Source organism: Pseudomonas sp. B21-041 (genome assembly GCF_024748675.1).
Classification (GTDB): Bacteria; Pseudomonadota; Gammaproteobacteria; order Pseudomonadales; family Pseudomonadaceae; genus Aquipseudomonas; species Aquipseudomonas neuropathica.
Map to the genome: position 1 here is coordinate 3,114,933 of NZ_CP087175.1, position 20,617 is coordinate 3,135,549.

General features: G+C 60.1%; 18 protein-coding genes. 4 read left to right on the plus strand and 14 right to left on the minus strand.

Annotated elements, in window-relative coordinates:
- Positions 1-56: 56 nt before the first annotated feature.
- The 9 genes from LOY43_RS13885 to arnB are packed head-to-tail and all read right to left on the minus strand — an operon-like array spanning position 57 to position 10,458.
- A complete protein-coding gene (locus LOY43_RS13885) occupies positions 57-1,679 on the minus strand; it encodes a glycosyltransferase family 39 protein (protein WP_258709856.1) in 1,623 nt (540 codons plus the stop codon).
- Complete coding sequence (locus LOY43_RS13890; RefSeq protein WP_258709857.1) at positions 1,652-3,031, minus strand: UDP-glucose/GDP-mannose dehydrogenase family protein; 1,380 nt, start codon at positions 3,029-3,031, stop codon at positions 1,652-1,654. Before LOY43_RS13890 ends, LOY43_RS13885 begins: the two co-directional genes overlap by 28 nt.
- Entirely contained in the window at positions 3,028-3,432 is a 405-nt protein-coding gene (gene arnF, locus LOY43_RS13895; protein WP_258709858.1) for a 4-amino-4-deoxy-L-arabinose-phosphoundecaprenol flippase subunit ArnF, read from the minus strand. The genes LOY43_RS13890 and arnF overlap by 4 nt, the downstream gene beginning before the upstream one ends.
- Positions 3,429-3,773 (minus strand): 4-amino-4-deoxy-L-arabinose-phosphoundecaprenol flippase subunit ArnE, encoded by a 345-nt coding sequence (arnE, locus tag LOY43_RS13900; protein ID WP_095048910.1) that lies wholly within the window; start codon positions 3,771-3,773, stop codon positions 3,429-3,431. Before arnE ends, arnF begins: the two co-directional genes overlap by 4 nt.
- Positions 3,770-5,422, minus strand: coding sequence for a lipid IV(A) 4-amino-4-deoxy-L-arabinosyltransferase (gene arnT / locus LOY43_RS13905; protein ID WP_258709859.1), 1,653 nt, complete (start codon positions 5,420-5,422; stop codon positions 3,770-3,772). Before arnT ends, arnE begins: the two co-directional genes overlap by 4 nt.
- The gene (gene arnD, locus LOY43_RS13910) at positions 5,419-6,303 is read right to left on the minus strand and encodes a 4-deoxy-4-formamido-L-arabinose-phosphoundecaprenol deformylase (protein WP_258709860.1); all 885 of its coding nucleotides are present in this window, start codon (positions 6,301-6,303) and stop codon (positions 5,419-5,421) included. Before arnD ends, arnT begins: the two co-directional genes overlap by 4 nt.
- Positions 6,303-8,294, minus strand: coding sequence for a bifunctional UDP-4-amino-4-deoxy-L-arabinose formyltransferase/UDP-glucuronic acid oxidase ArnA (gene arnA / locus LOY43_RS13915; RefSeq protein ID WP_258709861.1), 1,992 nt, complete (start codon positions 8,292-8,294; stop codon positions 6,303-6,305). Before arnA ends, arnD begins: the two co-directional genes overlap by 1 nt.
- Positions 8,291-9,313, minus strand: coding sequence for an undecaprenyl-phosphate 4-deoxy-4-formamido-L-arabinose transferase (gene arnC, locus LOY43_RS13920; protein WP_220556160.1), 1,023 nt, complete (start codon positions 9,311-9,313; stop codon positions 8,291-8,293). Before arnC ends, arnA begins: the two co-directional genes overlap by 4 nt.
- On the minus strand, positions 9,310-10,458 hold the full coding sequence (arnB, locus tag LOY43_RS13925) for a UDP-4-amino-4-deoxy-L-arabinose aminotransferase (protein ID WP_258709862.1): 1,149 nt from the start codon (positions 10,456-10,458) through the stop codon (positions 9,310-9,312). The genes arnC and arnB overlap by 4 nt, the downstream gene beginning before the upstream one ends.
- Before the next feature lie 447 nt (positions 10,459-10,905).
- Here arnB and xerC point away from each other — a divergent pair, with 447 nt between their 5' ends.
- Positions 10,906-11,751, plus strand: coding sequence for a tyrosine recombinase XerC (xerC, locus tag LOY43_RS13930; protein WP_256579900.1), 846 nt, complete (start codon positions 10,906-10,908; stop codon positions 11,749-11,751).
- 5 nt (positions 11,752-11,756) lie between these two features.
- On the opposite strand, the gene LOY43_RS13935 is transcribed toward xerC, so the two are convergent.
- From LOY43_RS13935 to LOY43_RS13955, 5 genes are all read right to left on the minus strand, one after another.
- The gene (locus tag LOY43_RS13935) at positions 11,757-12,311 is read right to left on the minus strand and encodes a membrane integrity-associated transporter subunit PqiC (RefSeq protein WP_258709863.1); all 555 of its coding nucleotides are present in this window, start codon (positions 12,309-12,311) and stop codon (positions 11,757-11,759) included.
- Between the two features lie 17 nt (positions 12,312-12,328).
- Positions 12,329-13,984 carry an intermembrane transport protein PqiB gene (locus LOY43_RS13940; protein WP_258709864.1) on the minus strand — a complete coding sequence of 552 codons (1,656 nt, stop codon included), beginning with the start codon at positions 13,982-13,984 and terminating at the stop codon, positions 12,329-12,331.
- A gap of 184 nt (positions 13,985-14,168) precedes the next feature.
- Entirely contained in the window at positions 14,169-15,470 is a 1,302-nt protein-coding gene (locus LOY43_RS13945; protein WP_258709865.1) for an FAD-binding oxidoreductase, read from the minus strand.
- Positions 15,467-16,555: a polyamine ABC transporter substrate-binding protein gene (locus LOY43_RS13950; RefSeq protein WP_258709866.1), complete on the minus strand. Its 1,089-nt coding sequence runs from the start codon at positions 16,553-16,555 to the stop codon at positions 15,467-15,469. Before LOY43_RS13950 ends, LOY43_RS13945 begins: the two co-directional genes overlap by 4 nt.
- Before the next feature lie 77 nt (positions 16,556-16,632).
- Complete coding sequence (locus LOY43_RS13955; protein WP_258709867.1) at positions 16,633-17,991, minus strand: glutamine synthetase family protein; 1,359 nt, start codon at positions 17,989-17,991, stop codon at positions 16,633-16,635.
- Positions 17,992-18,153: 162 nt separating this feature from the next.
- On the opposite strand from LOY43_RS13955, the gene LOY43_RS13960 reads away from it, so the two are divergent.
- The 3 genes from LOY43_RS13960 to LOY43_RS13970 all read left to right on the plus strand — a co-directional run bounded on the left by LOY43_RS13960 (position 18,154) and on the right by LOY43_RS13970 (position 20,600).
- A complete protein-coding gene (locus LOY43_RS13960; RefSeq protein ID WP_220556164.1) occupies positions 18,154-19,053 on the plus strand; it encodes a helix-turn-helix domain-containing protein in 900 nt (299 codons plus the stop codon).
- A 90-nt stretch (positions 19,054-19,143) separates the two neighbouring features.
- A complete protein-coding gene (locus LOY43_RS13965; RefSeq protein WP_258709868.1) occupies positions 19,144-19,653 on the plus strand; it encodes a sigma-70 family RNA polymerase sigma factor in 510 nt (169 codons plus the stop codon).
- Positions 19,653-20,600, plus strand: a complete 948-nt coding sequence (locus LOY43_RS13970; RefSeq protein WP_258709869.1) for a FecR domain-containing protein — start codon at positions 19,653-19,655, stop codon at positions 20,598-20,600. The genes LOY43_RS13965 and LOY43_RS13970 overlap by 1 nt, the downstream gene beginning before the upstream one ends.
- The last annotated feature ends 17 nt before the right edge of the window (positions 20,601-20,617 follow it).

Genomic DNA, 20,617 nt, shown 5'->3' on the forward strand with positions numbered 1-20,617 from the left:
GGCTGCATGCCCACGCAGAGTGTGGGAACGATCAAGATCGCAGCCTTCGGCAGCGCCTACAAGGGATTAGCGTAAAGCAGGACGTAATCGTTTTTGTCGAAGCGGCCACTGAGTATCGGTTGCAATTCACCCAGCGGCGTCCCCCGCAGGGCCAGAAAATCACTGCGATCCATCATCAGCCACGCCGGACCTTTGAGCGCCTCCAGTTGCTGGATCGAGTCGCTGAACTGCGGTTGCAGATCCTGCTCGATATTGACCATGAACTTAATCGCCTTCGCATCCTTGCCCATGCCATGCAACACCAGCGGCGCCGGCTTTTGTTGAACCTGGGCAAACACCGCGTGACTGAATCCCTGGGTGTCGTACAAACGCCGCTCCACCGGCTCGAACACTGCCGCGTACACCGTCCACAGCGCCAACACCGCAGACAACGCCAATACCTCGACACGCCAACGCGGGATCAACAATCGCGACAACGCCAAGAGTTGCAGCAGGCCCAGCACGATCAACACCAAAGACACTTCACTCAATTGCTCGGGAAAGCGCCGTCGAGCGACCAGTAACACAACCATCAACAATCCCGGCGTAACCAGCCAAACACCCAGCATCAACCCGCGCAACCAACGAAACACCCGCCCATGCGCGACCTGAAACGGATACGCCGCAATGATCGCCGCCATGGGCAGCATCGGCAGCAAATACCGCGCCTTCTTCGCCTGGGGAATCGACAGCCCGACCATCACAATCATTCCCGCCGCCGCGCAGTACTGCACCAGACGCAGCGCCGGGCCACGTTGCTGCGGTTTGCCCAGCCAGGCCGCCACCAGTACCAGTAATGCCAGCGGATAGGCCAGCGCATAGTTGCCGAACGAACTGGTGAAGTAATACAGCGAACCGCTGACGCCTTCGCTGCCGTCCATGCGCCCCATGAACTGCATGCGGATCACGTCCTGCAAGAAGACCGGGCCACCGCTGAGTTTCGCCAGCCACAACAGCAGGCCGACACAGACTGCGAGCAACAGCGAAGCCAGTACGCCGAACACCAGCAGACGCGTCCACTCACGGTTGAGCAGGTAATAGCTGCACAGCATGCCGGTCGGCACCACCAGACCAATCGGTCCGCGAATGCCGAAGCCGAGCAGCAGCAACGCGAAGATCAGCGGCCAGTGACGCTTGCCGGCAAAATGCTCATGGGCATAACCCAGATAGAACACCGTGAAGGCCACCGCTGCGAGCATCAAGTCCTGCGACACCGCGCGCACTTCAGTGACGAAACCGCTGGTGAGCATCAGCAACGCAATACTGATCAACGCCCAACGGCGCGAGTACGGTGCCAGCAGTCGATACATCAGCGTCACGATCAGCGCGCCGGCGCCGGCACTTGGCGCCCACGCCGTAAACGCATTCACCGCGCCGAACGGCAGCGACAGCAGCCAGATGAACAGCGTCGAAACCGCTGAATAATCCGCATACGGTTGATCATAGGTGGTCGGAAACACCGTCGGCCCATGCCGCAGCATTTCTTGCGCGAACAACACGAACCGCGAATCGAAACCGATCGGCGCCTGCCCGTAGACCCCGGCGATGAACACTAAAAACGCCAGCAGCCCTGCGATCAGGGACTGCCGGCGAATCTCAGGCGATAAGCTGATCAAGCGACGTCGGACGCGTGTGGCCATTGTTGCAGCGGGATCGGCAACTTACGCGATTCGCCACGGCCCATCGGGAAGTACTGGAAACCATTGCGCGCCAGTCGCTCGGCGTCGTACAGGTTGCGGCCGTCGAAAATCACCGGGGTGTTGAGGCGCTGCTTGATCAAATCGAAATCCGGGGCTTTGAACTGCTGCCATTCGGTGCAGATGATCAGTGCGTCGGCGCCGGGCAGTACCGATTCCGGCGTGCCCATCAACATCAGCTTCGACTCGTCCGGGTAAAGGTTCTGGGTTTCCTGCATGGCTTCCGGGTCGAAGGCGCGCACGCTGGCACCGGCGGCCCACAGCTCCTCCAGCAGGACACGGCTTGGCGCATCGCGCATGTCATCGGTGTTGGGTTTGAACGCCAGCCCCCACAGGGCGAAAGTCTTGCCGCGCAGATCACCCTTGTAGAACGCGTTGATGCGCTCGAACAGCTTGTGTTTCTGCCGCTGGTTGATCGCCTCGACCGCTTGCAGCAAGTCGCTGAAGCAGTGCGCTTCTTCGGCGCTGTGAATCAATGCGCGCATGTCTTTGGGGAAGCACGAGCCGCCATAACCGCAGCCGGGGTAGATGAAGTGGTAACCGATGCGCGTGTCGGCACCGATGCCCTGGCGTACCGATTCGATGTCGGCGCCCAGGTGCTCGGCGAGTTCGGCGATCTGGTTGATGAAGCTGATCTTGGTCGCCAGCATGCAGTTGGCGGCGTACTTGGTCAGCTCGGCGCTGCGCAGGTCCATGAACATGATGCGGTCATGGTTGCGGTTGAATGGCGAGTACAGATCGCGCATTACGTCGCGCACCTCATCACCTTCGCAGCCGATGACGATACGGTCCGGGCGGCGGCAGTCAGCGACTGCCGAGCCTTCCTTGAGGAATTCCGGGTTGGAGACGATATCGAACTGCAGCAGGCGGCCGACCTTGATCAAGGCTTTTTCGATGTGCGTGCGCAGGGTGTCGCCCGTGCCTACCGGCACCGTGGATTTCTCGACGATGATCAACGGCTGCTCACGATGCCGGGCAATCGCATCGCCGACCGATAGCACGTAACGCAGATCTGCCGAACCGTCCTCTCGCGACGGCGTACCCACGGCAATAAACGCTACCCGAGCGTGCTGCACAGCGAGTTTTTCATCGGTGGTGAATTGCAGGCGTTTCGAATCCAGACCTTCACGTACCAGGCTGGCCAGCCCCGGTTCGAAAATGCTCACGTGACCCTGGCGCAACAGGTCGACCTTCTTCTGGTCGACGTCCATGCACACGACATCATGGCCGACTTCGGCCAACACAGCCGCTTGCACCAGACCGACGTAACCGCTGCCAAATACTGTGATTTTCATGGAGCACTCCTGAATTCGGGCGCACGAGCCGGACGAGTGTTGATGGTGATGACCCCGAGCATGACCAGCGCCACGCCCAGTGATTTAGTGAAACTGAAGGATTCGTTGAACAGCGGCAGACTGGCCGCCAGCAGGTACACCAGCGCATAGCTGATGCTCAGCAGCGAGTAAGCCCGGCCCAGCGGCAGATCGCGCAGGGCGGCGAGCCAGCAAAGCATCGACAGGGCGTAGGCAAAAATCGCCGCAATGACCACGGCCAGGGCCAGCCAATCGAGGCTGTCGATGTGCAGCCATTGTTCCGGCACGGGCAGGCGGGTCATGCTCCAGCGCATGCCCAGTTGCGCAGCGCTGACGAGGAACACACTGCCTAGCGCGAAGGTGATGCCGCGACGTTGATTCATGACTGTTGTCCCAGCAAAACCACGCCGCCGATCACCAATGCCACGCCAAGCCAATGCTGGCGGTCGATGGGTTCACGGAAGACGAAGCGCGCGATCAGGGTGATCAGCACAAAGTTGAGGCTGAGCATCGGGTAGGCGATGCCGACTTCCAGACGCTGCAACACCAGCAGCCAAACCAACAGACCCGAGCCGAGGGCGAGCAGGGCCAGCCACAACCACGGCGTACGCAGTTTGTCGGCCCAGCCCGACTCGACACCGCGCCAGCTCTCCACGGCGTGCTTCTGCGCAACCTGCCCGAGGCAGGTGAGCAGGCACGCAGCCAACAGCAGCAACAGGCTCATGACGCCTCCTTGGGCAGGATCATGATCACCAGGTTGCCCTGCTCATAACGGACGCCGTCCTTTGGCAATCTGTCGATTTCGTCCAGTTCGTCCTGCCCCTTGACGCGCATCACCACGCCGACCGCACCGCTGCGGCGTGCCTCGCGCATCCACTGTTGCACGTGATCGGGATCGACCCGCTGTTGAATGCCGTCAGGATAGGCAAGGCCATATTTCAATTCGCCTATCGTGTTGTACAACGCGACTTGCGGGGTTTTCAGGCGCCAGGCCAGTGCGGACGCGGCACCGAGGTCGTTACTCAGCAGGTGGGTGGTTTGCGCCAGTTCGGTGACGTGATGCTTGATGAACTGATCCGGCATCTTGTTGGCGACCACCGATTTGGGCAGCGCCGCCGGCAACACCGCGATCAGCAACAGGCTGCCCAGCGCCGGAGCCGCCCAGCATTGCAGCGGCAGAAAGGCTTGCAGCAGGTTGGCGATGATCCAGCCGATCAGGGCAATGAACACCAGCACCAGGCTGTGCAGTTCGTGGTCGTAGACCGGTTTGGTCAGTTGCAGATAGACCAGCGCGATCAACGTGACGATGCCCAGCAACAGATTCAGCACACCGTTGATGCTCAGCGCCCGACCTTGTTCCAGACGCAAACGATCGGCCAGCGCATTGCCCAGCAGCAACGCCATCGGCAGCAGGCACGGCAGGATGTAGGTCGGCAATTTGCCGTTGCTCAGGCTGAAGAACAGCAACGGCAGCAGCAGCCACAGCAGCAGAAAAACCACTTTGGGCTGCGCGCGGGTTTGCCACGCCTGTTTGAATGCGGTCGGTAATAACCCGGCCCACGGTAGGCTGAATGCGATCAGCAGCGGCAAGTAAAACCACCACGGCGCATCGTGTTGCGCATCGTCACCGGCAAAGCGGCGGATGTGCTCATGCCAGAAGAAGAACCGCCAGTAGTCCGGCTCCTGTGCATGCACCGAGAGCACCCACGGCAGGCTGATGAGGATCGCCACGGCAATCGCCACCGGGCCGAAGATCAGCAGTTCACGCCAGCGTTTTTGCCAGAGCATCCACGGCAGGGCGATCAACACCGGCAGCAGCCAGGCAAGAAAGCCTTTGGTCATGAAGCCCATGCCACACGCCAGCCCCAATACCGCCCAGGCCGCCATGCGCTTGCCGCCGGTTTGACTGTCGACGGCAAACCACAGCGCCACCAGACTCAGGTTGACCCAGAAGGTGAATTGCGGATCGAGGTTGGCGTAACCGGCCTGACCGGCGACGATGGTGAAACTCATATAGAGCAGGGCGCAGACGAAGCTTTTGCGCGGTTCGTTCCACAAGCGCCGGGCGACCAGATAGCACAGCAGCACGCTCAGGCCGGTGCTCAGTGCCGATGCAAAGCGCACGCCGAACAGGTTCTGCCCGAACAACGCCTGACCCAGCGCGATCATCCAGTAGCCGGCAATCGGCTTCTCGAAATAACGCAGGCTCATGAAGTGCGGCGACACCCAGTTGCCACTGAGCAGCATGTCCTGGCTGATCTGTGCGTATCGAGTCTCATCAGGAATCCACAAACCGTGCGTGCCCAGCGGCAGCAGGTAAGCCAATAAGCAAATACCCAGCAACAGCAGTGGCAGCGTCCAGCGTTTAATCATGCGCCTTGTACTCCCAGCCAGCCTTCACGGCCGTCGAGGGTGCCGCGTTGCACGCGCCCCACGGGCAAGGTGTTGAAGAACTCGGGCAGCAAGTCGCCCAGTGGTTTGAAGTCGATTTGGCGCTGACGCGCATCGGCGAGTAATTGACGAAAACCCTCAGCCATCAGAATCCCTTCTACTTCGGCGTGAATGGTGTAGACGTTGAGCTGTTGCGGGCGGAAGTGATCAAGGATGAAACCGTTGAAATCCCGCGCCGCGACGATGGGGCCGACGACTTCATCGAAGGTCGGCAGGTCCACCGGAATCTGCGGCGTGCCCGGCGTGCCATCGGCCAACAGCGGACGAAACAGACGCCGCCCACGGCAATCGCTGTTGTAGCGAAAACCGAAGGCTTGCTTGGCCTCGATTACGCGCTCGTCGGCACGCCAACCGGCGGCGGCCGAGCACTGGATTTTCTCGCCGAGAATGTCGCTCAAGGTGTCGACGCCCTGACGGATCTGCTCGATCAGTTGCGCATTGCTCCAGCGCCCGGCGTTGGCCTGCCAGCCGTGGTGATCCCAGGCATGCAGACCGACTTCATGACCTGCATCGCGCGCCTGACGCATCAGGTGCCCGAGGTCACGGCCAATCGGTTTGCCCGGCCACGCGGTGCCGGCCAGTAGAATGTCCCAGCCATACAGGCCGGCGGCATTGGAGCGGAGCATTTTCCAGAGGAACTGCGGGCGGATCAGGCGCCACAGATGCCGGCCCATGTTGTCGGGGCCGACACTGAAGAAGAACGTTGCCTTGATCTGCGCCTCGTCGAGCATTTCCAGCAAGCGCGGCACCCCTTCACGGGTGCCGCGAAAGGTGTCGACGTCGATGCGTAGACCGGCCTGCATCAATGCTTGTCCGCTTGTTCGAGCATGGCTTCGCGCAGGAAGAAATCCAGCGTATTGCCGATGGTCTCGCGCATTTCCACGGTCGGCGTCCAGTCGAGCAGGCGCTTGGCGTTGGCGATGCTCGGTTTGCGATGCTCGACATCCTGATAACCGGCGCCGTAGAACGCCTTGCTCTCGACGTCGCGGAAACCGGCGAACGGCGGGAAGTTGTCGCGCAGCGGATGCGCTTCGAACTGGCGTAGCAGCTCTTCGCCCAACTGACGAATACTGGCTTCGTTGTCCGGGTTACCGATGTTGATGATCTGGCCGTTGCAGACGTCGTTGTCGTTATCGATGATCCGTGCAAGTGCCTCGACGCCGTCAGCGATGTCGGTGAAGCAGCGTTTTTGCTCGCCACCGTCGAACAGGCGAATCGGCGTGCCTTCGACCAGGTTGAGGATCAACTGGGTGATGGCGCGGGAGCTGCCGATGCGTGCCGAGTCCAGGCGATCGAGACGCGGGCCCATCCAGTTGAACGGGCGGAACAGGGTGAAATTCAGACCCTTGGCGCCGTAGGCCCAGATCACCCGGTCCAGCAGTTGCTTGGACACGGAGTAGATCCAGCGCTGCTTGTTGATCGGGCCGACCACCAGGTTGGAAGTGTCTTCATCGAAGTGTTTGTCCTGGCACATGCCATAGACTTCCGAGGTCGACGGGAAGATCACGCGCTTGTTGTACTTGACGCAGTAGCGCACCAGTTTCAGGTTTTCTTCGAAGTCAAGTTCGAACACACGCAGCGGGTTGCGGGTGTATTCGATCGGCGTGGCGATGGCCACCAGCGGCAGGACCACGTCGCACTTCTTGATGTGGTACTCGATCCACTCGGAGTGAATGCTGATGTCGCCTTCGACGTAGTGGAAGTGCGGATGGCTGCGCAGACGGTCGATCGCGTCGGAACCGATGTCCAGACCATAGACTTCGTAGCGGTCATCACGCAGCAGGCGCTCAGACAAGTGATTGCCGATAAAACCGTTGACGCCGAGGATCAGCACGCGAGTACGGCGTGGCGCACGGCCGGACTCGGCACCGCGCAACAGCGAGCCGTCGACCAGACCCAGTTCACTGGCCAGTTGCGGGCCGCTGAGGAACAGACCGTTGTCGTTGCGCTGACCGGAGAGGATCACCAGCGAATCTTCGCCGCAGGCAATGCGCAGCGGATTGACGCTGATTACTCGGCCCGGTGCCTGGCCGTCGTTGCCCTTGGCAACTTCAGCGCTCCAGACGATCAGTTTGTGCTCGCCCACAGCGCAGAACGCGCCCGGGTAAGGTTGGGTCACGGCACGCACGAGATTGAACAGTTGCTCGGCCGGTTTCGCCCAGACCAGTTTGCCGTCCGCGGCGGTGCGACGACCGAACACCGTGGCTTTCGATTCGTCTTGTGGGGTTTCGCTGATCTTGCCTTGCAGCATGGCCGGCAAGGTGTCGCGCAGCAGATCCGTCGCGGCGATGCGCAATTTGCCGTGCAGGCTCAACGCGGTGTCGCTGCGTTCAATGGCGATACGCTGTTGGGCAACAATGGCGCCGGCATCGGCACGTTTGACCATGCGGTGCAAAGTGACGCCGGTTTCGCTTTCGCCGTTGACCAGTACCCAGTTGGCCGGGGCGCGGCCACGGTAGCTTGGCAGCAGCGAACCGTGCAGGTTGAACGCACCTTTTTTCGCCAGTGCCAGCAGCGGCTCGCTTAGCAGGTTGCGATAGTAGAACGAGAAAATATATTCAGGATCGAGCTTGGCGATGCGCTCGATCCACAGCGGGTGGTTGACGTCTTCCGGCGCATGCACCGGGATGCCTTTGGTGGCGCACAGTTGTGCGACCGAGCTGTAAAACGCGTTCTCTTTCGGGTCATCGGCGTGAGTGAACACCGCCGCAATGTCATAGCCGCTGTCGAGCAGGGCTTGAATGCCGGCGCAGCCAATATCGTGGTAAGCGAAGACAACAGTTTTTGCACTCATGAGTGAACCTGACCGGTAGTAGAAGTAGAAGAGAGACCGTCAACCGTGACGGCAGGCGCTGGCTCGGCGGCGTGGCTGCGCAAGACTTTTTCGATGAAGAAACGCGGGCGGGCGCGCACGTCGCTGTACATGCGCCCCAGGTATTCGCCGAGCAGGCCCATGCCGATGAACTGGCCACCGGTGAACACAAACAGCACCGCGAACAGCACGAACATGCCGTCACCGGCCCAGCCGGAACCGAAAGCCAGACGCATAACGATCAGTGCGAAAGCAAACAGCAACCCAAGCCCGGCCATGGTGAAACCGACGATGCTCAGCAGGCGCAAAGGTGTAGTGGTCATGCAGGTGATCAGGTCGAACATCAGGTTGATCAGGCGCATCGGGCTGTACTTCGAATCGCCGTGCTCACGTTCGGCGTGGGCGACGACGATTTCGGTGGTGTGGCGGGCGAAGCTGTTGGCCAGAATCGGGATGAAGGTGCTGCGTTCACGGCAGGCGAGCATTGCGTCGATGATCGTCCGGCGGTAAGCGCGGAGCATGCAGCCGTAGTCGCTCATGGCGACGCCGGTGGAGCGTTGCACGGCGAGGTTGATCAGCTTCGATGGATAGCGACGCAGGGCCGAGTCCTGTCGGTTGCCGCGCACGGTGCCGACCACGTCGTAACCCTTTTCCGCTTCGGCAACCAGCCGGGGGATTTCTTCCGGCGGGTTCTGCAGGTCGGCGTCGAGGGTGATCACCACATCGCCTTTGCATTGTTCGAAACCGGCCATGATTGCTGCGTGCTGGCCGTAGTTACGGTTGAGGATGACCGCCACGAACGGGCTGTCTTCACGGGTCGCGGCTTCTTCCAGAAGGTTGGCGGACTCGTCACGGCTGCCGTCGTCGACGAGGACAATTTCAAAGTCGTGACGCAGCATCTTGCAGGCGGCTTCAGTACGGCGCAGCAGTTCCGGCAGGCTGTCCTGTTCGTTGTAGACCGGGATGACGATCGACACACAGCGGATCGGATAGGTTTTCACGGGCGTTTGTCCATAAGGGTGGCGATGGCGCCGACCACGCGATCAAGGTCCTGATCGCTCATGTCGGGGAACAACGGAATCGAGCACAGCCGCGCCGAGTTCCACTCGGTGTCGGGCAGGTAAAGGTCGGGGTCACGCTGGCGATACCAGGTGTGCAAGTGGGTGGCGATGAAATGGATGCCGGTGCCAATGCCTTGGTCCTGCAAGCCTTTCATGAAGGCTTCGCGGTCCATGCCGCAGCGCTCGCTGTCGATGCGCAGGATGAACAGGTGCCAGGCGTGGGTTTGTGCGTAGGCGGGCAGGGCCAGCGTTTGCACCGGCAGGCCTTCGAGTTTTTGCCGGTAGGCGGCGGCCAGTTCGGTGCGGCGCGCATTGATTGCGTCGAGACGCTCCAGTTGCACCAGGGCAATCGCGGCATTGATGTCGGCGAGGTTGTATTTGAACCCCGGTTCCATCACTTGCGCCTGCGGCTTGCGGCCACCGGTCAGACGATCGTAGGCGTCGACACCGAGACCGTGGAACTTGAGCATGCGCACGCGGCTGGCCAGCGCTTCGTCGTCGGTGACGAACATCGCGCCTTCGGCGCAGGTCATGTTCTTGATCGCGTGGAAGGAGAAAATCGCCGTGCCTTGCACACCGACGTGCCGGCCCTTGTAACGGGTGCCAGCAGCGTGGGCGGCGTCTTCGATAATGGCGATGCCGTGTTTGTCGGCCAGCGCGTACAGCGGATCAAGATCAAACGCGGCGCCGGCGTAATGCACAGGAATGATTGCTTTGGTGCGTGGGGTGATGGCGGCTTCGATGCGCGCGGCATCGGTCATCAGGGTGTCGCGATCAACGTCGACGAACACCGGTGTGGCGCCGAGCAGGGAGATCATGTTGGCGGTCGAGACCCAGGTCTGCGACGGGGTAATGACCTCGTCACCCGGGCCAATGCCCAAGGCCAGCAAAGTGATGTGCATGCCGCCGGTGGCCGAGGAAAGTGCCACGGCGTGTTTGCAACCGACATAGTTGGCGAAGTGTTCTTCCAGTGCCTGGTTTTTAGGGCCGGTGGTAATCCACCCTGACCGCAATACTTGTTCAACGGCGGCTATTTCTTCATCGCCGATACTCGGGCGGGAAAACGGCAGAAACGCTTGACTCATAAGAACCTCGAGGCGATAGCCATCCTTCAGCCGATTGTCTGAAAAACACGGAATTTCAAAGGGTTGAGATACCGGCCGGGGAATACCTGATTGACTTTTCAGTCCGCGGTCGGCAGGGTTGCAGGCCTTTCGGGGCAACCTGTTGTAACTAAGGTTATGCGCGTTTTTGTGAAAGGAACATGAAAAAACGGTCGGCGATTCGTCTATCTGTAAGCCATACAGCCACCGTTCAGACTTCTTCCGTTTATCGGCTGTTTTAGTAGAAAAGTTTTACGGAAGAGTCGCTCTTTATATAAGTTTCTTTGCACTTTTAAGTTGTTTTGTTGAACTGTTTTCTATTCAAGGCCGTTTCGTTTGATTGACTTGTCGAGTACTGAATCCACCCCGTCCAACACTAATCCGCTGACGCTTTATCTGGCCCGCCTGGCGCCGTCCAGCCAACTGACCATGCGTTATGTCTTGCAGGACGCCGCTGACCGTCTTGGTTTTGAAGACGTGGACATCGAGGAAATCCCCTGGCACGGGCTGCAACCGGAAGACGTCGTGGCGCTGGTCGCCGCATTGCGCTCCGACGGTTATGCGCCGAATACCTCGTCGCTGTACGTGAATGCCGTGCGCGGTGTGATGAATGAAGCCTGGCGCATGAGCCTGATCAGCCAGGATCATCTGCTGAAAATGCGTTCGGTCAAAGGCATCGCCGGCACGCGGTTATCTCAGGGGCGCAACTTGAAGCGCACCTTGATTCACGAATTGATGGAAGTCTGCGCCGCTGATCCGCGTCCGCAAGGGCTGCGCGACGCAGCGGTGATTGCGTTGTTGTACGGCACCGGCATGCGTAAATCAGAGTCGGTGGACCTGGACTTGAATCAGGTCGATTTCACGGAGCGCAGCCTGACCGTCACCGGCAAAGGCAATAAGCAACTGATCAAGTACGCACCGGCCTGGGCGTTCGCCAAACTCGATGCATGGCTGGAACTGCGGCGTTCAGAGCTGAAGGAGGGCGAGAGTGACGATGCCTTTCTGTTCAACCGCATCCGTCGCGGCAGCCATATCACTCGCGAGCGCATCACCAAACACGCGATCTATTACATCGCCCGCCAGCGTGGCACCCAGGTCGGGGTGAAGATCATGCCGCACGATTTCCGCCGTTCGTTTATTACGCGGGTGATCGAGGAGCATGATTTGTCGATTGCGCAGAAACTGGCGCACCACAGCAATATCCAGACCACCGCCAATTACGATGTGCGGGACGACAACGAGCGGCGGCGCGCGGTGGATCGCTTCGATCTGTAGGTCCGTCAGGACGGGGAAGGGCAGGTGCGCGCGTTGCCGGTTGCCGCCCGACTGATCTGCTCGGCCAGCCGTTTGACGTTGTGCTGCTGGGCCCCCACCAGATCATCGATGGTCGGGCCGGACGGTGTTTGCAGGGTCGAACGGCAGGTCAGCGAGCCATTGTCAGTGGCGCCGACAGCACGCAAGCGCCATTTGGCGTCGATCAGGCCGTACTGACCGGGGATCGAGTCGAAGCGTTGCACTTCGATGCGCACCGAAACGTTGCCTTGCCCACCGGTATTGCTCAATTGATCGGCCAACGCACCGCGCAACTCATCCGCCAGTGTCGCGCCCCACCAATCAGTTTCAAGAATCGCCAGGCCGCTGTTGCCCTGGCGGATAACGATTTGCGCACGGTCGACCTGCGGCGGCACGCTCAGCGCTTCAATCGGAATCTGCGCGCCGGTCCGTGTGTTGGCGATCTGCACCGGCGTCAGGGTGTGAAAGCTGATCGGGTCGCTGCGACAGGCGCTCAGCAGCATGAACGCAGCGAACACGGTGATCTTTAGCGGTAAAGCCATTGTGTTAGCTCCTGTGCTCAATTGCGTGGCGGTCCTTTCAGATCGATAGGTGCTGCGTTATCGGGGCGACCACGAATCAGCGATTCCGGATGACGACCGAGGTAATCCGACAGCTCACGCAGCGAACGCGACATGCGCCCGAGTTCGTCGAGGGTTTCCGTGAGTTTCTCGCGTTGTGGCGAATCTTCGGCCAGGGTTGAACTGGCGGACTGCAAGGTCTTGCTGACGTCGGCGAGCGTGCTCTGCACGCCCGGCAGGGTCTTGGCGTTGAACTGAGTCAGACCTTTGCGCAGCTCGATCAGATTGCTGTCGAGGTTGTTGGCGATGCGATCCACTGGCAACTTGTTGAGCTTGTCGACCACCGCTTCGAGTTTTTCCTGCAACTGTTCGAGGCTGCCGGGCACGGTCGGTAGAACGACCGGGCGAGCGCTCGGGTCGAACGCGACTTTCTCCGCTTTCGGGAAGAAGTCCAACGCGACGTACAACTGGCCGGTCAGCAGGTTGCCACTGCGCGCCTGGGCACGCAGGCCATTATCGACGAAGGTGCCCAGCAAGCGGATGCCAGCGGCTTCGTCGTTGGGGTCGTGCTTGAATTCGGTGAGCATCTTTTTGTAGGCCTGACCGAGACGCTGCGGGTAAATGACGATACCGACGTTAAGCGGGAAGGTGCGTTTTTTCGCATCGAAATCCAGGTTGATGCCCACGACCCGGCCGATTTCCATACCGAGGAACTCGACCGGCGCATCGACCTTGAGCCCGCGCAGTGACTGTTCGAAACGCAGCACCATGTATTGCGCCTTGCCATTCGGTGGGGCGAGGGCGCTCTGCTGGTCGGCGAACAGTTCGAAATCTTTGTCGTCTGCGGCGGCCACATCGTTGGGACTGTAATCCGGAGCACGGAACGCAATCCCGCCCACCAGCATGGTCGACAGCGATTCGGTCTTCACGGCAAAGCCGTTGGCACCGACATTGATGTCGATGCCGCTGGCATTCCAGAAACGGGTGTTTTCAGTGACGAACGCGTCGTTCGGCGCGTGAATGAACACCTCGATATCCACCCCTTTGCCTTCGGGGTTGAGGGCGTAGGTGACGACCTGGCCGACCGGAATCTTGCGGTAATAAACCGGTGAACCGATATCCAGTGAACCGAGGTCCGGCGCATGCAGCATGAAGCGCTTGCCGGGTTCGCCGTAGGTGATCGGCGGCGGATTTTCCAGGCCTTTGAAGTGTTTGGCGCGGTTGTCGGCCTGACCGACGTCGGCGCCGATGTAGTCACCGGAAAGCAGGGTGTCGATGCCCGAAACGCCGCCGGCGCCAATGCGCGGGCGCACCACCCAGAACTGTGAGTCTTCGCGCGTGAAGGTTTCCGCCTGTTTTGACAGTTTAATGGTGGCGTCGACACTTTTCTGGTCGTTACTCAACTCGACGTCCGTCACCTGACCGATGACCACGTTGCGGTATTTGACCTCGGTCTTGTTGGCCGTCAGGCCGCTGCCGGTCTTGAAGTTGACGATGATCGTCGGCCCTTCCTGCATCACGTTGTGCACCACCAGCGAGATGCCCACCAGCACCGCCACAATCGGCACGATCCAGACGAGTGAAATGCTGAAACGGCGGGTTTTGACTGGGGCTTGGCCTGGTGCTCGCGGCTCGTCGGTGGCTGACGACTTCATCCATGTCCTCCTCGATTGATTGGGCACTGAGCGTCAGGAACGCCAAAGCACCTCATCAATATAGAAGTGCTTGGCGATAGAGCAAATGTGAATAGCTCACCTGCGCTCGATGATCGTTCCCACGCAGAGCGTGGGAACGATCAAAGCCGGGATCGATTAGATCGTGTCAGCGCGGTTTGTGCTGTCAGCCGAGCATTTCCCGCAGGCGATACCAGAACATCCCCAGTGCCAGCAGTGGCGAACGCAAGGCCGGACCGCCCGGGAAGGTCATGTGCGGCACGCCGCTGAACACATCCATGCCTTGGCTGTGACCGGCATGAATCGCCTCGCCGAGCAGTTTCGCGCACCAGTGCGTGACGTTCAGGCCATGGCCGGAATAGCCCTGCGCATAGAACACGTTCGGGTGCTGCTTGAGCCGGCCGACCTGTGGAAAACGGTTGGCGGTGATGCCAATCTTGCCGCCCCACTGGTAATCGATGCGCACGTCGGCCAGTTGCGGGAAGACCTTGAGCATCTTCGGGCGCATGTAAGCGGCGATGTCCGCCGGATCACGCCCGGAATAGTGGCAGGCACCGCCGAACAGCAGGCGCCGGTCCGCCGAAAGCCGGTAGTAATCGAGGCCGACTTTCTGGTCGCACACCGCCAGATTGTGCGGGATCAGTTGCGCGGCGCGCGCCTCGGACAACGGTTCGGTGGCGATGATGTAACTGCCGGCCGGCAGCACCTTGCCACTGAGTTGCTGTTCGAGTTCGTCCAGATGCGCATTGCAGCCGAGCACCAGACTGCCGGCACGCACTGAGCCCTTGGCGCAACGCACCTGCACGGTCGGGCCATGGATGATTTCCAGCACTTCACTCTGCTCGAAAATCCTTACGCCCAACGATGCTGCAAGTCGCGCTTCGCCTTGCACCAAATCCAGCGGATGCAGATGACCGGACCCCATGTCGACCAGGCCACCGGCATAGATGTCGGAGTTGACCACCTGCTGGCGCACCTGCTCCGGGCCGATCAGGCGGGTTTCATGGGCATAGCCGAGTTCGGCGAGGTCGACCAATTCATCCTTGAAGGCAGCGAACTGCGCCGGGGTGTTGGCCAGATCGCAAAAGCCCCAGCGCAGATCACATTCGATGCCGTTGTCGCCGATGCGCTGACGCACCAGTTCGACCGAATCGATGCCGGCGCGCTGCAAGTAACGCACGCCTTCCTGACCGACATACTTGGCGAACCCCGTGACCTCATGACCGATCCCGCGAATCAACTGGCCACCATTGCGCCCACTGGCGCCCCAGCCGATGCGCCGGGCTTCGATCAACACCACCGACAACCCGCGTTGCGCCAGTTCGATGGCCGTGTTGACCCCGGTGAATCCGCCGCCGATCACGCAGACATCGGCAGTCAAGTCACCGTCCAGCAGCGGATAAGGTGTGCTCGCCCGGGCCGAAGCGGCGTAGTAAGAGCGAGCGTGTTCTTGGGTGTACTGATTCATTTGTTCGACTTCACTTTGCTCCAGGACCGGGTCATCAGACGCATGATCGCCTGGGGCGGGGTAGATGAGATGTAGAGCTTGTCCAGCACTGCCTGGGATGGGTAAACCTCAGGGTTGTTGACCAGCTCTTGATCCATGTATTGCTTGGCGGCCGGGTTCGGGTTGGCGTAACCGACCGAAGCGCTGACTTTGGCGATCACTTGCGGATCAAGCAGGTAATTGATGAAAGCGTGCGCTTCTTTGGTGTTGCTCGCATCGGCGGGGATGGCCAACAGATCAAACCAGAGATTGGCGCCTTCTTTCGGAATGGCGTAAGCGATGTTCACGCCGTTCTTGGCTTCCTTGGCGCGGTTGGCGGCCTGGAACACGTCGCCGGAGTAACCGAAGGCTACGCAAATATCGCCGTTGGCCAGATCCGACACGTATTTCGAAGAATGGAAATAGGTGATGTATGGACGGATGCTCAGCAGTTTCGCTTCAGCCTTTTTATAGTCTTCCGGGTTTTCGCTGCGCGGGTCCATGCCCATGTAATTGAGTACCGCCGGGAAGACTTCGTCGGCGGAGTCCATCATCGACACCCCGCACTGGCTGAGTTTCTTCAGGTTCTCAGGCTCGAACAGCACGGCCCAGGAATCGATGTGGTCGACGCCCAGCACTTGCTTGACCTTGTCGACGTTGTAGCCGATGCCGTTAGTGCCCCACAGGTACGGCACCGAGTGCTCGTTGCCCGGGTCGTTTTTCTCCAGCAGTTCGAGCAGTTTCGGGTCGAGGTTCTTGAAGTTCGGCAGTTGCTCGCGATCCAGTTTGAGGAACGCGCCGGCTTTCACCTGACGGGCGAGGAAATGGTTGGACGGCACGACCACGTCGTAGCCAGTGCGACCGGCGAGCAGTTTGCCTTCCAGGGTTTCGTTGGAGTCGAAAACGTCGTAGATCACCTTGATCCCGGTTTGGCTCTGGAAGTCGGCGAGGGTGGTTTCGCCGATGTAGTCGGTCCAGTTGTAGACGCTGACCTGGGGTTGAGCTTGGGCTACCGCGCTGAACAGCACGCTCAGGGCGACCGGGAGTACGGATTTCAACAGACGCATTTCGACACCTCTTTTTCGAATGATCGTTCCCACGCTCTGCGTGGGAACGATCGACACAGGGGATCTTTTGGCTTTGCTCAGACGCTCAGCATCAGGAACTCACGCTCCCACGAACTGATCACGCGTTTGAAGTTTTCATGCTCGGCACGCTTTACCGCGACATAGCCACGGACAAACTTGTCGCCGAGGTATTGCGCAACGGCTTCGCACTCTTCCATTTGCGTCAGCGCTTCTTCGATGGTGATCGGCAGGCGCAGATTGCGACGTTCGTAAGCGCGGCCTTGTACCGCAGCGCTCGGCGCGATGCCTTCAACCATGCCGATGTAACCGCAGAGCAGGCTCGCGGCGATTGCCAGGTACGGGTTGGCATCGGCGCCCGGCAGACGGTTTTCCACACGCATGGCTTCCGGGCTGGACGTTGGCACACGCAGGCCGACGGTGCGGTTTTCTTCGCCCCATTCGACGTTGACCGGCGCCGAGGTGTCCGGCAGGAAGCGGCGGAACGAGTTGACGTTTGGGGCGAACATCGGCAGCACTTTCGGGATGTACTTCTGCAAACCACCGATGTAATGCAGGAACAGTTCGCTCATCTGCCCGTCAGCGTTAGCAAAGATCGGTTTGCCCGTGGCGATGTCCACCACGCTCTGGTGAATGTGCATGGCGCTGCCCGGCTCGTCGCCGATCGGCTTGGCCATGAATGTCGCCGCAACGTTGTGCTTGAGTGCGGCCTCACGCATGGTGCGCTTGAACACAGTGATCTGGTCCGCCAGATCGAGGGCGTCGCCGTGACGGAAGTTGATTTCCATCTGCGCCGGGCCGTCTTCGTGGATCAGCGTGTCGAGGTCCAGGCCTTGCAGTTCGCACCAGTCGTAGACGTCTTCGAACAACGGATCGAATTCGTTGGCGGCATCGATGGAGAACGACTGCCGACCGCTTTCAGCACGGCCCGAGCGGCCCAGCGGTGCCTTCAGCGGCAGATCCGGGTCTTCGCAGCGTTGGGTCAGGTAGAACTCCATTTCCGGCGCCACAATCGGCTTCCAGCCTTTGTCGGTGTACAGCTGCAAGACTTTCTTCAACACGTTGCGCGGCGACAGTTCGATCGGGTTGCCGAACTTGTCGAAGGTGTCGTGGATGACGATGGCGGTCGGCTCGATCGCCCACGGAATCACGTAGACCGCGTCAGCTACGGGCTTGCAGACCATGTCGATATCGGCAGGATCGAGCAGGTCGTAGTAGATGTCGTCGTCGACAAAATCCCCGGTTACCGTTTGCAGCAGGACACTTTCCGGCAGGCGCATGCCTCGCTCATGCAGGAACTTGTTGGTCGGTGCGATCTTGCCGCGGGCAATGCCGGTCAGGTCGCTGACCACACATTCGACTTCGGTAATCTTGTGATCTTTCAGCCACGTGAACAGCTGATCGAAAGGGGCATTCATAAAGACCTCGTTATTGGTTTTATAGACGCCGGGGAGGGCGGGTTTCATCTTCCGCCCCTTCCCCTGTGGCGCGTTGACGACTATCTTGGGCGAGCCTTGCAGTTCCATCTATCCACTTTAAGCAGCACCAAAGCGCACCAAAAGAGTGCGCAAGGTCACCCCATGACAACGTGCAATTCGCTCCAGGTTCAAGCGTTCAACACCGCCGATGTGGCCGAACAAGTCCGCGCCACACCGGGCTGGGTCCAGCATTACCAACAGATGTCGCCGGGCCATTTCGCCGGGCAGATCCGCTATCTGGATCTGCAGGGCGTCGAGGTCTACGAAGAGCAGATGAACACCCGCGTCGAGCAGAACTTCAGCGCGCCGTCGGGTGCTTTGGCGTTCTGTTTCGATCGCAGTGACAACGCGCTGTATCTGCTCAATGAAGAGAGCCGCAACATCTGGATCACCCCGGAGAACTACCAGGAAATCGCCGTGGTGTTCGGTCCGGAATTTGTTCGCCAGCACGGTCTGAATGTGGCGAAACTCGAAGGGTTGTTCATGACCCAACTCAACTGCGGGCAGAACGCCTTGTTCAGTCGCTGGTTAAGCTCGACTCTCACGAAGATGTCGCAAGCTGTTGATCTGCTTGATAAAGATGCGCTGACAAAGCAACTGCTCGAAGACTGTCTGTTCATTCTCGACAACGCTCACACCAGTCTTGATCGCGGCGGATTACAGCGGCGTACTGAAGAGCGGATGATCATGAAACGGGTAGGGGAGTGGGCGGCCGATTCGCCGGAAGACACGGTCAATCTGCTGGAGCTTTCGCAAGTGGCCGGGGTGCCGTTGCGCCAATTGCAGCAGGCGTTCAAGGCCTACACCGGGATGACCCCGAGTCACTGGCTGCGCCTGCGCCGGTTGAACAGCGCACACCGTGAATTGCTCAAGCGCCGACCCACGGAAACCACCGTGGCGGAGGTGGCGATGCACTGGTCGTTCTGGCATTTGGGAAGGTTTTCCAGCAGTTACCGGGCGTTGTTCAAGGAGTTGCCGAGCGAGACCTTGAAGCGCTCATGAAAGCTGTCGCGGTTAAAAAGGCTTTGTGTCGGCGCTCAAGTTAAATAGAATCACTCTCATTTGAAACTGACTTCGCGCAGGACTCTTGAGATGACTGAAGCAGCGACGCCATCGCCGCAGCACCTGCACGAACTGTATCGCGACCATCGAGGCTGGCTGGAAACCTGGCTGCGGCGGCGCATGGGCAACGCGTGGGATGCGGCGGACCTGAGCCAGGATACCTTCTTGCGCGTGCTGTGCAGCGCTCAGCCGATTGCAGATATGCGCGAGCCGCGCGCGTATCTGCTGACCGTGGGCAAACGCCTGCTGAGCAATTTCTACACCCGCCGCAGCCTGGAAAAGGCCTATCTCGAAGCACTCGCGCAGTTGCCCGAGGAATTCGTGCCGTCGCCCGAGCAACGTTGGCTGCTGCTGGAAACCCTGCAAGCGCTGGATGAGCTGCTCGATGGTTTGCCGCGAGCGGTGCGTCGGGCCTTTCTCCTGAGTCAGCTCGAAGGCCTCGCTTACCGTGAAATTGCCGAACGGCTGCAGGTTTCTGAACGCAGTATAAAACGTTACATGGCAATGGCTTACGAACATTGCTTGATGTTGGATCTATGATGCGTGTTGCGCCCAGCACCGAATCGCGCGAAGTTGCCCGTGCCGCCGCACAGTGGTTGGCATTGCTCGAATCCGGCGAGGCCAGTGAAGCCGATCACGTGCGACTGAAGCACTGGCGCGACAGCGATAGCCGCCATGAAAACACCTGGCAGAAGATTCAATTACTGCGCCAGCGCTTTTCCAGTCTGCCAGCAGAATTGGCCATGGCCACACTCGATCGCCCGGATCTGGCGCGGCGTGCAGCTCTGAAAAGGGCGCTGGGTCTGGCGGCGCTGGTGCCGACGGCGTGGTTGATCAGTCGCCAGTTGCCGCTCGACGTCTGGCGCGCGGATTTGCAGACTTCCACCGGCGAACACACGCGAACACGGCTGGCCGACGGCAGCACCTTGCAACTGAACACCGCCAGTGCGGTGAACGTCGATCTGGCCAGCCGTCAGTTGACGTTGGTGCGCGGCGAAATGGCGCTCAACGTTCCGGGTAGCACGGCGTTGACGGTCAACGCGCCGTACGGTCGGATCATTGTCAGCCGCAGCGAAGTCTGCGTGCGCCTCAACCAGCGTGATTGCACCGTGTCGGTGGTCAGCGGTTCGGTGCAATTGCAGCCGTTGCACGGGCCGGCGCTGCAGTTGAACGCCGGGCAACAGGTCAATCTGCAGGCTTCCGGCGCCGGGTCGGTCGCGCTGTTCGACGCCAAAATGCCGGGCTGGCGTGACGGTGTGTTGATGGCGCAAAACCAGCCGTTGGGGGACTTTCTTCGCGAGTTGAGCCGTTATCGCTCGGGGCATCTGCGCTGGGAGCCGGCACTTGAACGTCTGCGTGTCACCGGCAGTTTCCGCCTCGACGACACCGATAAAGTGCTGACGCTGCTGGCGGCGAGCCTGCCGTTGGAGGTGCATTCGCGCACGCGTTTCTGGGTAACGCTGGCGCCGCGAAAAAATTTCGTCTGAAGCCTGTCCCTTTTTTT